Raw genomic sequence first — 13653 nt, 5'->3', positions numbered from 1 at the left:
TCTACCCGTCTCCTTCCGGCTGTCTCCCGCTGTCCGTCGCCAGCGAGGCCGACCGTAGCTGCCGGAGCCGCAGCGGCGCAGCCGGTATCCGCATGTCGTCCACATTGTCCGTCTCGTAGAGCCAGCCGTAGTCGCCCGCCAGCACCGAGAACGCCGCGCCGCTGCTGGTCTCGACGAGCCGGGCCAGGAGCGCGTCGTTGTTGCCGACGGCCTGCACGAGGTACGGCGGAGCGATGCCCGAGGAGTTCACCTCGATCGCGGTGCCGGAGTTGCGGATGGCGGTGCGCGACGAGATCCGCTGCCCGTTGATCGCGATCGCCTCCGCGCCGGCCGTCCAGAGCGCGTTGACGAGAAGGGCGAAGTCGGAGTCGCGGATGTGCTCGGTGTCGGGGTCGCTGTTGGCAGCGTTGTCGAGCTCGATCCGGATGCCTTGGCCGGTCACCGGCGTGAAGCCGGTGGCTGCTCCGAGCGCGGTGGCCTCGGCCTCGACGTCGTTGACCTCGTCGCCGAGGTCGAGGAGGGCATCCTCGCCCCGGGCGTTGCGCTCGCGGAGGTCCGCGATCTGTCGCTGCAGGTCCTGCACCGCGCTGCGGCGGGCCTCGATCCGCTCGATCAGCGACTCCCTGCTGGCGTTGTCGATGTCCGCGTTCGCGTTCGTCTGCACGGCGGCGATCGTCAGCAGCACGCCGAACGCCGCGACGACCGCGACCACTCCGGCCCGGCCGGAGATCCGGTCCCGGCCGCCCGGCTGGTCGCCGCGCGCGATCCGCCGCTGGGCGACCATCTGGTAGTCCCGCTCCAGCGCCTCGGCAGTGATCAGCGTGAGGAGCGGTGTGCGCATCCGCGTGGACGGGTCCTGCGCGCCGTCGGTCATCAGCGCCGCTCCGTGGTCGCGAGGAGCTTGCGCACCTGCCAGGCGTACAGGACTCCGGCCCACCAGTACAGCCCGATCCCCCACAGTGCGAGCGCCCACCCGAACAGCTGGGCCAGGGTCGCGACCGTGCCGTCACCGTCGCCGAGCAGGAGCAGCGGGAACGCGTAGAGCAGGTTGAACGTGGCGGCCTTGCCGAGGAAGTGGACGGGCAGCGCGCTGTAGCCACGGGTCCGCAGCAACGGCACCAGCCCCCACAGCAGCAGGTCGCGCAGCGGGAGGGACACCGCGAGCCACCACGGGATGATGTCGCGCAGTGCGAGCCCGATGACGACGGCGAGGATGTAGAGCCGGTCGGCGACGGGGTCGAGGATCTGCCCCAGGGCTGACTGCTGGTTGAGCTTGCGGGCGAGCCAGCCGTCGAGGAAGTCCGTCACGCCGGAGACCATGAGCACCACCAGCGCCCACGCGTCCTCCTCCGGTCCGAGCACCAGCCAGAGGAAGAGCGGGACGCCGGCGAGACGCAGGCCGCTCAGCAGGTTGGGGAGGGTGAAAACGGCGCGCGAGCCCTCGTCGTCGCGCGTCGTCGGGTCGGCCACGGACGACACCCTAGTTTCCTCCGGCCGGTGTCATGTCCCGACCTCGTCGGAGTGGGCGGCGTCCCGGATCTCCCCGACCAGCTCCTCGATGACGTCCTCCAGGGCGGCGACGCCGAGCGTCTCCCCGGCGGCGTTCACGACGCGAGCCATGTGGGCGCCCCGCCGCTGCAGGTGCTCGAGCACGTCGTGCAGGAGCGCGTCCTCCCCCACGGTCGCGAACGGGCGGACCCAACGGTCGGCGATCGGCCGGCTTCGTCGTTCCTCGTCGGGCTCGAGGACGTCCTTGATGTGGAGATAGCCGACCAGCTGCCCCGAGCCCTCGGCGGTGTCGTCGATCACCGGGAACCGGCTGAAACCGGTGGTGGCGCAGACCGCTTCGACGTCGGCACCGGTCGAGCCGCGCCGGACCGTCGTGAGCGACTCGGGTCGCATCATGACGCCAGCGACGGTCTTCTCGGTGAAGCCCAGCGCCCCGGCCAGTCGGTCGTACTCGTCCTTGGCGAGCAGTCCCTCGCCGCGCGACTCCTCGACCAGCGCGGCGACCTCCTCCCGGGTGAAGGTGGAGCTCATCTCGTCCTTCGGCTCCACGCGCAGGAGCCGCAGGATCGCCTTCGCCATCGCGTCGAGGGCGACGATGACCGGCCTGAGCAGGGTCACCAGCGCGAGCATCGGTGGCGCCAGCAGCAGCACGGCCCGGTCGGGGCCGGCGAGCGCGATGTTCTTCGGCACCATCTCGCCGAGCACCACGTGCAGGAACGCCACGATGCTCAACGCGATCGTGAAGGCGAGGGGGTGCAGCAGGTCGTGCGGGAGGTGCGCCGCCTCGAACATCGGCTCGAGCAGGTGGGCGATGGCAGGCTCGGAGATGGCGCCGAGCACCAGCGAGCACACCGTCACGCCCAGCTGGATGCCGGCGATCATGTGCGGCATCTGGCCGAGCGCGCGCAGCGTGGTCCGGGCCAGCCGCGACCCGGCCTGGGCGCGGGGCTCGATCTGGCTGCGCCGGGCGGAGATCAGGGCGAACTCCGTGCCGACGAAGAACGCGTTGCCGGCCAGCAGCACGACGGTCAGCACGAGCGCGGCGGCGTTACTCATCGCTGGCCACCTCCTCGACCCGGAGGGACACGCGGTCGATCCTCAGCCCGTCCATGTACTCCACGGTCAGTACGGCGTTGCGCGCGGGAGCGTCGTCGTCGTCCTCGTGCGACGCCGTCAGGGGTACGACGACCTGCTCCCCTGCGGTGGGGATCCTGCCCAGACCCTTCAGGACCAGCCCGGCCACCGTGTCGTAGTCCTCACCCTCGGGGAGCTCGATGCCGGTGAGGTCCTCGATCTCGTCCGGCCGCAGCAGGCCGGACACCGACCAGCTGCCGTCGCGGCGGAGCCGTCCCCGCGCGCCGAGCCGGTCGTGCTCGTCGGCGATGTCGCCGACGATCTCCTCGACCACGTCCTCGAGGGTGACGATGCCGGCGTGACCGCCGTACTCGTCCAGCACGACGGCCATCTGGAAGCCGTCCTTGCGCAGCAGCTCCATCAGCGGGTCGAGCCGCAGGCTGTCGGGGACGACGATCGGCTTGGCCATCAGGTGCTTGACCCGTGTCGTCGCGCGCTCCGGCACCGGCAGCGCGACGGCGTTCTTGACGTGCACGGTGCCGATGACGACGTCGTTGTCGTCGAGCACCGGGAACCGGGAGTGCCCGGTCTCGCGGGCGAGCTCGATGACCGCGCTGGCGCGGTCGGACTCCTCCAGGGAGCGGGTGCGGACCCGAGGCGTCATGATCTCGCCGGCGGTGCGGGTGCCGAACACGACGGACTTCTCCATCAGCTCGGCGGTGTCCGCGTCGAGGGTGCCCACGTCGGCACTGCGCTGGATGAGCGACGCCAGCTCGGTCGAGCTGCGCGCCGACCGCAGCTCCTCCTGGGGCTCGATCCCGAACCACCGGACGATGGCGTTGGCCGCGCCGTTGAGGACCCGGATCGGCAGCCGGATCGCCGTGGTGAAGGCGCGCATCGGCCGTTGGGTGGCGCGCGCGGTCGCCATCGGGAGCGCGAGCGCGATGTTCTTCGGCACCAGCTCGCCGATGAGCATGGTGATGATGGTGCTGAGGACCAGGCTCGTCGTGAGCGCGATCGGCCCCACCGCTCCGTCCGAGACACCGGCCCCGTCGAGCGGGTCGCGGAGCAGGTCGGCGATCGCCGGCTCCGCCAGGAAGCCGATGCCCAGGTTGGTGGCGGTGATGCCGACCTGGGCACCGGAGAGCTGAGTCGACAGCGACCGCAGCGCGCTCTGCACGCCGGCGGCCGTGGTGTCGCCCGCGGCGGCGGCCCGATCGACCTGGCCGCGGTCGACGGTGACGAAGGCGAACTCAGCGGCGACGAACATCCCGCACGCCAGGACCAGCAGGAGAGCGAGTGCCAGGAGGAGCAGGGCTGTCGTCATGGATGTCGCAGTATCAGCGGGGGTTCCGTTGCCGCACGGACCTCGTCGACGGTGACACCGGGAGCAAGCTCGACGAGGTGCAGCCCGTCCGGCTCGATGTCGATCACCCCGAGGTCGGTGATGATCCGCTGGACCACCCGCAGGCCGGTGTAGGGCAGCGAGCACTCGTTGACGATCTTGAACCCACCGTCGCGCGCCGTGTGCTCCATCAGGACGATCACCCGCTTCGCGCCATGGACCAGGTCCATGGCGCCACCCATTCCCTTGACCATCTTCCCGGGGATCATCCAGTTCGCGATGTCACCCCTCACCGACACCTGCATCGCCCCGAGGATCGCCGCATCGATCTTGCCGCCCCGGATCATGCCGAACGACGTCGCGGAGTCGAAGAACGACGCACCGCGGTTGACCGTGACCGTCTCCTTCCCGGCGTTGATCAGGTCCGGGTGCACGTTCTCCTCGGTCGGGTAGGGACCGACACCGAGGATGCCGTTCTCCGACTGGAGGATCAGCTCCACGCCGTCGGGAACGTAGTTCGGCACGAGCGTCGGCAGACCGATCCCGAGGTTCACGTAGGAGCCGTCGGTCAGCTCGGCCGCCGCCCGCGCCGCCATCTGTTCGCGAGTCCAGCTCACGGGGTGGTCACCGTCCTCTTCTCGATCCGCTTGTCCGCAGCCTGCTCGGGCGTCAGGGCAACGACCCGATGCACGAACACCCCAGGGGTGTGGATGTTGTTCGGGTCCAGCTCCCCCGGCTCCACCAGCTCCTCCACCTCGGCGATCGTGATGCGGCCGCACATCGCGGCCAACGGGTTGAAGTTGCGCGCCGAGTCCCGGTAGACCAGGTTGCCGTGCCGGTCGCCCTTCCAGGCGCGCACGATCCCGAAGTCCGCGACGATCGCCTCCTCCAGCACGTACTCGCGGCCGCCGAATGACCGCACCTCCTTCGGGGGTGACGACACCACCACGGCCCCGGAGTCGTCGTACCGCCACGGCAGGCCGCCGTCCGCCACCTGGGTGCCGACCCCGGTTGCGGTGAAGAACGCCGGGATCCCCGACCCTCCGGCGCGCATCCGCTCCGCCAAGGTGCCCTGCGGGGTCAGCTCCACCTCCAGCTCACCGGAGAGGTACTGCCGGGCGAACTCCTTGTTCTCTCCGACGTACGACGACACCATCCGGCGTAGCCGGCGGGCGAACAGCAACCGCCCCAGGCCCCATTCGTCTACGCCGCAGTTGTTGGAGACCGCCTCCAGGTCCGTCGCACCCTGCGTCAGGAGAGCGTCGATCAGGACCGACGGGATCCCGCACAACCCGAAACCGCCCACCGCCACAGTGGCCCCGTCCGGAATGTCCGCGACCGCCTCCGCGGCACTTGCTACCACCTTGTCCATCTGTTCCATGCCTTCCCGATGCGTTGCTGCGTGGCCCGCATGAACCGAACTCTAGGATGTCGAAGGTGAGCGAGCTGTCCCAGCAGCGCCTGGCGATGTTGTTCTCGGACATCGAGGGCTCGACGCTGCACGCCAACCGGCTCGGCGACCAGTGGAAGGACGTCCTCCGGCTCCACCGGGAGACCTGCCGCCGGGCGTGGAAGGACCACAACGGTCACGAGGTCGACACCGCCGGTGACGGGTTCTTCGTCGTGTTCCCCTCGGTGCCCGACGCGGTCGCCGCCGCGATCCAGGCGCAGCGCGAGCTGACCGCCGCGACCTGGCCCGGCGGTCGCCCGATCCGGTCCCGGACCGGCATCCACGTCGGCGTGGTGTCGTCGTACGACGGCAGCTTCGTCGGGTACGACGTGCACCGGGCGGCGCGGATCATGGGGACCGCCAACGGGGGCCAGGTGGTGGTGTCGCAGGCGGTGGTCGAGGACTTCGCCACCCGGCCGGGGGGACTCGAGATCACCGACCTCGGCACGCATCCCCTGAAGGACCTGGCCGAGGAGGAGCGGCTCTTCCAGGTCCGTGCCGAGGGGATGCTGACGTCGTTCCCCCGGATCAAGTCGCTCGGCACGTCGGGTGCGGCCGCGGCGGCGGTGGCGCGCACTCTCTACCGGCCGGCCGCAGTCTCCGCCGCTGAGCTGGTGATGGAGGACGGCCGGGCCCTGCCTCTCGACGAGCACGGCCTGCGGATCGGCCGGATGCCCGACAACGACCTCGTCCTCAACGACAACCTGGTGAGCCGTCACCACTGCGCGATCACCGGCACGCCGGCCGGGTTCGTGCTCACCGACCTCCAGTCCACCCACGGCACCACGGTCAACGGCGAGCGGATCACCATCGCGCAGGAGCTGGTCGACGGCGACGAGCTGGTTATCGGGGAGACGAAGATCCGGTTCACCCAGCCGGGGTGATCGGCGCTGGGTTGTGCTCGGGCTCGTTCGGCAGCTCCCGGACGGCCGCGCCGAAGGTCTGGATGGTCTCGGCGAGGGCGCGCGCCTCGGTCTGCCCGAGTGACAGCACCTCCAGCGCGGAGGTCGCGCGCACGGTTGCGGTCCGCCGGGTCTGCTCGAAGACCGCCTTCTCGCCGAAGTGGTCGCCCGCGCTCAAGGTGGTCACCAGCACGTCGCCGTCGGGCGTCTCGCGGATGATGTCGGCCGTGCCACTGGCGATCACGTAGATCTGCTGACCCACCTCGCCCTGGCGCACCACGGCCTGTCCGGTCTCGTAGTGCTCGCGGCGCAGGCCGAACGGGGTCGCGACCCGCACGCCCACGATGTCGCGGCCGAAGAACGGCGCCATCAGCCAGTCGAACGCGATGTCCGCCTTGCGCTCCCAGGTGGGGACGAACCACCAGAAGAACAGGCGCCACAGGATCCAGGCCGGCAACCCGTAGAACCGCATGCCCTTCAGGTGGGAGACCGCCTTGCGGCGGCCCAGCGAGCAGGCGTCGCCGAGCCCGGCGAACTTGAACGGCTTGAGGGGCTTCCCCTCGATCTGCCGGACGATGTTGCGGCCGATCTGGCGGCCGCCGTACATCGCATAGATGGCCACGGCCGGGCAGGTGCCACCCTGCGGATGGGGTACGGCGGCGCAGTCGCCGGCCGCCCACACGTTGTCGGTGCCGGGCACCTGGACGTTCACGTCGGTGATGATCCGCCCGCGCTCGTCGCGCTCGTAGGGCATCAGGTCAAGCAGCGGCGACAACGACGTCCCCGACGAGCTGATGATCGAACGGGTCTGGACGACGGTGCCGTCGGAGAGGATCGCCTCGTCCCGGGTCGCGGCGGTGATGCGCGTGCGGGTGAGCACCTCGACCCCGCCCTTGGCGATGGTCCGCTCGGCGTAGCCGATGAGCTTCGGCTGCCGGGCGGCGAGCTCGGGCAGGATCCTCTCGCCCGAGTGCACCAGCAGCACCCGGAGCTCGGCCGGGTCGATCCCGGGGTACTCCTTGCTCGCCAGCCGCCGGAAGTAGTCCATCAGCTCGGTGGCGACCTCGACGCCTCCGAAGCCGCCGCCGACGACGATGAAGGTCAGCAGCCGCTGGCGCTCGACCGGATCGGTCTCGATCTCGGCCATCTCGAGCATGGCCAGCAGGTGGTTCCTCACCTTGAAGTTGTCGGCGAAGGTCTTGAGCTGGAACGCGTGCTGGGCGATCCCGGGATAGCGGGAGAGGTCGTCGATCGAGCCCAGGGCGACCACGAGGTGGTCGTACTCCAGCACCTTCTCCTTGCCGTCCAGCAGCCGCGAGGTGGTCACCGTCTGCTGCTCGACGTCGACGGACTTGATCTCGGCGTTGTGGAACCGGGCAGGCGGGAACAACCGCCGCGACGGGCTGGTGATGTTGGTCGGCGACACTTTGCCGGTGAGCATCTCGGCGATGAAGCCATGGAAGGTGTGGAAGTTGTCGCGGCTGACGATCGTCAGCTCCACGTCGCCTCGCCTGATCGCCTTCTTCAGCGAGCGCGCCAGGTAGATCGCGGTCCATCCGCCGCCGAGACACACCACCCGCACCGGGCGCTGCACGGTTGCCGTCATCACTTCTCCTCCGACCACTGGGAGATCGCCTCGAGCGCCGACCGGTAGCCGACCTCGACGATCTCGTCCAGACGTGACATGTCCAGGGTGTCGTACGGCCCGACCGGCGGCGCGATGAAGCGCACGTCGTCGCGCAACCGCTGGGTCGAGGCAGCGCGGTCGCTGGCCAGGGTCGCGGTGCGCTCCAGGATCCGCACGATGCTGGGGAATGCGGTCCCCGCGCCGCGACGAACCCGATGGCGGATGACGTCGATGAGCCCGGGTGCGTCCTCCCAGTGCAGGCCGACGGAGAACGTCCGCGGCGGTGAGACGTCACTCGCGTAGATCGTGCCCGCGCCGGTGCTGCTCATCGGGTCGACCGGCAGGTTGTCGAGCACGCCGCCGTCCACGAGCAGCTCGCCGCGGTCGATGACCGGGGCCACGATGCCCGGGATCGACACGCTCGCCAGCACGTAGCGTGCTAGCGGGCCGCTCGCGTGGACCATGCTCCGGTTGCGGGTCAGGTTGGTCGACGTGCAGAAGAAGTCACGGGCCTGGTCCTCGATCCGGCGGTCACCGAAGCACCCCTGCATCGCCGTCCGGCTGCGCCCCGAGCCGTGCAGCGCGACGAAGGGAAACGTGAAGCCCTTCAGCGGCCGGATCTCGTGCCAGATCTCACGGTTGGCCTCGACGATCTCGTCGGGAGCGAGCCCGATCGACCACAGGCCTCCGACCAGCGCGCCCATGCTGCTCCCGCCCACCCGGTCGATCTCGATGCCGGACTCGATCAGCGCACGCAGCACGCCGATGTGCGCGAACCCCCGCGCGCCGCCGCCGCCGAGGACCAGGCCGGTTGCCCTGCCCGTCAGGTGCCGACCGAGCCGCTGCCAGTCCGCGTCGGCGTCCGCCAGCACATGCGACTGGCGGGTGAAGCCACCGGCTTCGCGCCAGAGCGCAGTGATCCCCGGCGCCGGCTGCCCGGACTGGCGGACGAACACCAGCTCGCGAGGGACCTCCGGCGCCGTCCGGGCGATCCGGATCAGCTGCGCGCGCGTCACCCGGTCGGGACGCACTCCCCCTGGCGCGGCGACCAGGACCCGGTCGGCCCGCCGGAGCACGCGCTCGGTCCACGGCGAGTCCGGCTCGGGATCGGCTGTCAGCAGAATGAGTGAGTGCTCGACCTCGGCGGCGTCCAGGTAGTCGGCGAGCGCGCGCTCGTGCGGGGAGCCGGCCGGCGACCGGGCGGCACCTTCGCCGACCGCCTGATCCACGGCCGGCGCGTCGAGCGCCTGGAGTGGGATGGCGGCCCCGATCCGGGCCGCCACCTCCCGCGCGTCGATGCCGGCGGCAGGAACCAGTGCGACCGTTGCCGGCGCGCTGTTGCGACGGGGCGGACTTCCGGGCAGCAGCCAGCCGGCCACCACCCGGGTGAGCTCGAGCGCCCCGCGAGGATCCTCCTCCATCAGGTGCTCGAACGACGCGCGGGACAGCCGGCCGACGAGCGTGTCGCGCACCGCCCGGACGGTGGCGGTACGCCGTGATCCGGTCAGCAGCGCCACCTCCCCCACCGTGGAGCCGCGGCCGATCTCGCGGACGATCGTCTCGGTGCCGTCGGCGCCCGCGACCGCGACATTGAGTCGCCCGCCGGCGACGACGTAGAGGTCGTCGCCCGGATCTCCGGTGCGCATCAGCACCTCCCCCCGGTCGAGCACCGTCCACTCCATCGTCCGGGCGAGCTCCTCGAGGCGCTCCGGCGGCATGCCCTGGAAGACCGTGCAGCTCGCCAGTGCGCCGACCGCGTGGCGCGGCTCAGCCCGGATTGTCCGCACTGCCACCTCCGGGCTGGACCAGTCGGGCGAGGCGCTTGATGTTGCGGAGGTTCTTGAAGCTGACGTTGTCGGTGGTCGAGTTGCCCCCGTACGTGCCGCACCCGAGGGTGAGGGACGGCACCAGGCCGGTCGTGACGCCGAAGACGCCATGTGCCCCGGGCGAGTTGGCCAGGATCCGGCTGGTCGGCATCGCCGCGCCGAACCGGGCGATCCGGTCCGGGTCGGCGCTGTGCACGATCGATGTGTGCCCGCTACCCATGAACCCGAGGAGGCGGCGGGAGAAGGCGATCGCCTCGTCGTCCCCGGAGACGTCGAAGAGCGACAGCACCGGGGTCATCTTCTCGCCCGCCAGCGGGGTGTCCTCGCCGTCCCAGGTCGCCGGGACCACGATCACCTTGATCTCGAACGGCCGGCTGATACCGGTGAACCCGGCGATGGTCGCGGCTGACTGCCCGACCGTCTCGCTGCGGAACCGGTTGGTCGCGGGGTCGATCGCGAGCGCGAGGAAGGCCTCCGCCTCCTGCGGGGTGAGGACGGCGGCGCCCTGGCTCTCGAGCCGGGCGACGAAGTCGTCGCGCACCGAGCGGTCGACGACCAGGTTGTGCTCGGCGCCGCAGATGACACCGTTGTCGAACGACTTGGACATCACGATCGAGCTCGCGGCCGTGGCGAGATCGGCGTCGGGGGCGATCCAGCACGGAGCGTTGCCGGGACCGACCCCGAGCGCCGGCGTACCCGAGCTGTAGGCCGCCTGCACCATCGCAGCGCCCCCGGTCGCGAGGACCAGACCGACGCCGGGGTGGCTCATGAACTGCTGTGTCAGCTTGCGGCTCCCCCGCTTCTTGACCCAGAGCACCAGGTCCGCGGGCGCGCCCTCCTCGCTCAGCACCTGGTGGATCAGCTCGCCGACGCGGTTGCCGACGCCCAGCACGGCGTGGTGGAAGCTGAGGATGACCGCGTTGCGCGACTTGAGGCTGACCAGGGTCTTGAAGTACGCCGTCGCCACCGGGTTGGTGACCGGCACCAGACCGAAGATCACGCCGACCGCCTCGGCGATCTCCGTGACCTGGGTCAGGTCGTCGGTGCCGAGCGGCCCGGCACCGACCTGCCCGACCAGCGAGTCGTAGACCCCTTGGGCCGCGACCATGTTCTTGAGCGTCTTGTCGGCGGCGTTGCCGACGTGGGTCTCCTCCACCGTCGCCTCGGCCAGGGGCGCCGCGTGCTCGAGGAAGACTGCGGTCAGTCGGCCGAGCAGCGCATCGACACGGTCCTCGGGCCAGTCCGCGAACTGCGCCTGGGCGGCTGCCGCTCGGCTGACTAGCTCGTCGACCACCGGGTCCGGAGCAGCGGCGAACATCAGGTCGGACGCCTGCTCGGTCAGGCGTCGCAGCTTGGCCGTCGCGTCCCGTGCGAGCTCCTGAGTCACCCCGAGGGCGGCCCCGGGGTCTCGGGCGGCGAGCTCGTCGAGGCTCGCGGTGGTGATCGTCCGGGCCTGTACCCGTGTGTCCGCGACCGCGGTCGCGGAGCGCGGGAGCCGGTCGAGGAGGGCGACCTCGCCCAGGGTCGAGCCGGGACCCTCGTAGCGGAGCACCGACTCGGTGTCGACCTCGGGCAGCTCGAGCTCGATGCGGACCTCCCCCTCGTCGATGAAGTACGCCGCATCGCCCTCGTCGCCCTCGGTGAAGATCGTGGTGCCGGGTTCGAACTCCACCTCGGTCAGCAGCTTGGCGACGGTGTCCCTGTGCTCGGCGGAGAGAGCGTCGAAGAATCCGGGCAGGCTCATGCCCCCAGAATGGCCCCTCACCACCGCCGAACGGGAGATAACGGCCGGATCAATTCACAGCCGCGCTGTCCGGGTCGACCTGGAGCCCGGAAGTGTCCACGGCCACGAACTCGTCTGCCGGGATCTGCTTGAGCTCCTCGATCAACCGCGCTGGCCACCTCCGGTGCTGCTCGCCCTGGAAGAACCACGGACTGCCGTTGTCGGCGAGGACGAGGCCGTAAGTCTGCATCGCCCGGATCACCCGGCGCGCGTAGCGGCCGTAACCGCTGGTGTCGAAGTCGGCCGCCAGCCGGAACCGCGCCCCCATCGGCGGGTAGCTCCGCGACGTCCGCGACCCGGCGTCGTGACGCGCCGGCCAGAGATGGTGGGTGCTGGTCACGTCGGTGGTGAAGCGGATCGCGTGGTCGATGGTGCCGTCGCGGACCTCGCGCCACCTCAGCAGTCCGGGCAGGATCGGCAGACCCGCGGCGTCAGCCGACGTCCAGCCGTCGGGCCGCAGCCGGTTGGACCGGAGGCTCCACACGGCGCCCGACCCGGCGCGCCAGCGTCCGTCGCGGACCCGGGTCGCCCATGTCTCGTAGAGCCGGCAGTGATCGCGGTCCACGATGATCGCGTGCCGGTCACCGTCGCTGCCGCGGCCGCCCTCGATGCGGGTGTCTCGGCCGAGCGGGTAGCGCACCCGGTCGCTCTCGCCGGCGTAGGTGAAGCGGACGCGGACCTTGCGGTGGTCACCGGCGACGACCGTGATCGGGATGCCGTACGGCGGTCCTTCCCCGAACGACGGACCGAAGTCAGGGTGCAGGTCGCTGCGCGGGGACATCCGCTGCAGCCACTCCGCGCTCCGCGGATGCACGGGCAGGTCGGAGATGTCCGCGTGCCACCAATTGTTGGCCGGGAACGCCGGACACCCGGCAACGGGTGCCGCTGCGCGCTCCGGCTCGGCCGCGGACCGATCGGGCCCGCCGGCCGTACAGGCGCCAAGCGCCACCGCCAGGGCGAACGCTCCGAGTCGCGTCACCGGTTGTCGTCGAGGAACAACACCGCCCAGGCGCAGAAGACCAGCAAGCCGACAGCGGACACGACCGTGATCACCACGGGCGCCTCGATGTCGGCCAGGATCTGCCAAGAACTCCCCATCTCTGTAACTCCCTCCGCTCGGAGAGTAGGGCGGACGCTGCGGGTCTGTCATCAGAACTGAGGACATTTTGACCACCTGTCCAGACTTTGCTGGCCACCTGTCCAGGTCAGGCGACCGGTTCTGGGGACGCGCGCGGAGGTCAGCGGTATGCCGCGGCGACCCGTCCCGGCCCACTCTCCAGAGCGGCCTCGAAGATACGGAAACGCTGGGCCGGGTCCCGTGGGTGGGCGGCCATCAAGGCGCGGTCGGCCCGTGTGGGTGTCAGCACCCGCACGGTGACACCGGCGGCAGTCAGCCGGCGGGACTCGGCGGTGAGCTGCCGTCGTGCCACCCGCTGCAGGACGCCGCCGTCGCCCGCCATCGGCGCGAGCACGACGACCTCGTCGATCCGGGCGTCGACCGCGAGGTCCGCGTTCGTGGTCGAGTGCGCTCCACCGTCGATGTAGCGACGGCCGTCGATACGCACCGGCGGGAACTGGCCGGGGACCGTGCAGGACGCGCGGACCGCCTCGAGAACGGGAGGTCGCGGCTGCCCGGGCGCACCGAAGCACACGCGCCGTCCGGTGTCGTAGTCGAGGGCGGTGACCCACGTCGCGTCGTGCTCGACCCAGCCGTCGGTGCCGACGAGGGCGGCGAGCGGGGCGAGGAAGCCGTCGAGCGACCCGACGCCCACCGGGAGCAGTCCGGACAGCGCAGCGACCGGGCTGATCCGTCCGGGCCCGATCGCGCGGGCGAGCAGCGCCGGGGACGCCGGCCGACGCTTCCCACGCCGACCGTCGTCGCGAATCCGTGGGGCGGGCCGGGCGAGCAGCGGATGCGCGTCCGGGAGCTCCTTGCGGTACCAGCGGACCAGCTCTTCGGTGCCCACCCCGCTCGCGAGCAACCCCGCCAGCAGGGAGCCTTGCGAGGTCCCGACCAGCACGTCGGCGTCGCGGGGGTCCCAGTCGGCCGTGCGCGCCAGCGCTGCCAGGGTGGCGCTCGACCACGCCAGCCCCGTGACGCCCCCGGCGCCGATCACGAGTCCCTGCCTGGTCATGC

General features: G+C 70.9%; 13 protein-coding genes. 1 reads left to right on the top strand and 12 read right to left on the bottom strand.

Annotated elements, in window-relative coordinates; all coding sequences use genetic code 11:
- Window position 1: 1 nt before the first annotated feature.
- The 6 genes from SHK19_RS11050 to SHK19_RS11025 are packed head-to-tail and all read right to left on the bottom strand — an operon-like array spanning window position 2 to window position 5300.
- Window positions 2–874: a DUF881 domain-containing protein gene (locus tag SHK19_RS11050; RefSeq protein WP_322455017.1), complete on the bottom strand. Its 873-nt coding sequence runs from the start codon at window positions 872–874 to the stop codon at window positions 2–4.
- On the bottom strand, window positions 874–1470 hold the full coding sequence (locus SHK19_RS11045; protein WP_322455016.1) for a CDP-alcohol phosphatidyltransferase family protein: 597 nt from the start codon (window positions 1468–1470) through the stop codon (window positions 874–876). The genes SHK19_RS11050 and SHK19_RS11045 overlap by 1 nt, the downstream gene beginning before the upstream one ends.
- A gap of 30 nt (window positions 1471–1500) precedes the next feature.
- On the bottom strand, window positions 1501–2565 hold the full coding sequence (locus SHK19_RS11040) for a hemolysin family protein (protein WP_322455015.1): 1065 nt from the start codon (window positions 2563–2565) through the stop codon (window positions 1501–1503).
- Window positions 2558–3910, bottom strand: coding sequence for a hemolysin family protein (locus tag SHK19_RS11035; RefSeq protein WP_322936258.1), 1353 nt, complete (start codon window positions 3908–3910; stop codon window positions 2558–2560). The genes SHK19_RS11040 and SHK19_RS11035 overlap by 8 nt, the downstream gene beginning before the upstream one ends.
- Window positions 3907–4545, bottom strand: a complete 639-nt coding sequence (locus SHK19_RS11030) for a CoA transferase subunit B (RefSeq protein WP_322455013.1) — start codon at window positions 4543–4545, stop codon at window positions 3907–3909. The genes SHK19_RS11035 and SHK19_RS11030 overlap by 4 nt, the downstream gene beginning before the upstream one ends.
- Window positions 4542–5300 (bottom strand): CoA transferase subunit A, encoded by a 759-nt coding sequence (locus tag SHK19_RS11025; protein WP_322455595.1) that lies wholly within the window; start codon window positions 5298–5300, stop codon window positions 4542–4544. Before SHK19_RS11025 ends, SHK19_RS11030 begins: the two co-directional genes overlap by 4 nt.
- 65 nt (window positions 5301–5365) lie before the next feature.
- Here SHK19_RS11025 and SHK19_RS11020 point away from each other — a divergent pair, with 65 nt between their 5' ends.
- The gene (locus SHK19_RS11020; RefSeq protein ID WP_322455012.1) at window positions 5366–6262 is read left to right on the top strand and encodes an adenylate/guanylate cyclase domain-containing protein; all 897 of its coding nucleotides are present in this window, start codon (window positions 5366–5368) and stop codon (window positions 6260–6262) included.
- On the opposite strand, the gene SHK19_RS11015 is transcribed toward SHK19_RS11020, so the two are convergent.
- The 6 genes from SHK19_RS11015 to SHK19_RS10990 form a co-directional block, all read right to left on the bottom strand.
- Window positions 6246–7886 carry an FAD-dependent oxidoreductase gene (locus SHK19_RS11015; RefSeq protein ID WP_322936257.1) on the bottom strand — a complete coding sequence of 547 codons (1641 nt, stop codon included), beginning with the start codon at window positions 7884–7886 and terminating at the stop codon, window positions 6246–6248. The two genes, SHK19_RS11020 and SHK19_RS11015, sit on opposite strands and share 17 nt — an antisense overlap.
- Window positions 7886–9694, bottom strand: a complete 1809-nt coding sequence (locus SHK19_RS11010; RefSeq protein WP_322936256.1) for a patatin-like phospholipase family protein — start codon at window positions 9692–9694, stop codon at window positions 7886–7888. Before SHK19_RS11010 ends, SHK19_RS11015 begins: the two co-directional genes overlap by 1 nt.
- Window positions 9675–11477 carry an aldehyde dehydrogenase family protein gene (locus SHK19_RS11005; protein WP_322936255.1) on the bottom strand — a complete coding sequence of 601 codons (1803 nt, stop codon included), beginning with the start codon at window positions 11475–11477 and terminating at the stop codon, window positions 9675–9677. The genes SHK19_RS11010 and SHK19_RS11005 overlap by 20 nt, the downstream gene beginning before the upstream one ends.
- Window positions 11478–11526: 49 nt before the next feature.
- Window positions 11527–12495, bottom strand: coding sequence for a hypothetical protein (locus SHK19_RS11000; protein ID WP_322936253.1), 969 nt, complete (start codon window positions 12493–12495; stop codon window positions 11527–11529).
- On the bottom strand, window positions 12492–12614 hold the full coding sequence (locus SHK19_RS10995) for a hypothetical protein (RefSeq protein WP_322455007.1): 123 nt from the start codon (window positions 12612–12614) through the stop codon (window positions 12492–12494). Before SHK19_RS10995 ends, SHK19_RS11000 begins: the two co-directional genes overlap by 4 nt.
- Before the next feature lie 140 nt (window positions 12615–12754).
- Window positions 12755–13651: a patatin-like phospholipase family protein gene (locus tag SHK19_RS10990; RefSeq protein ID WP_322936252.1), complete on the bottom strand. Its 897-nt coding sequence runs from the start codon at window positions 13649–13651 to the stop codon at window positions 12755–12757.
- Between the last annotated feature and the right edge of the window lie 2 nt (window positions 13652–13653).

The organism is Nocardioides bizhenqiangii (genome assembly GCF_034661235.1).
GTDB lineage: Bacteria > Actinomycetota > Actinomycetes > Propionibacteriales > Nocardioidaceae > Nocardioides > Nocardioides bizhenqiangii.
This window is presented reverse-complemented; position numbering and strand designations above follow the sequence as displayed.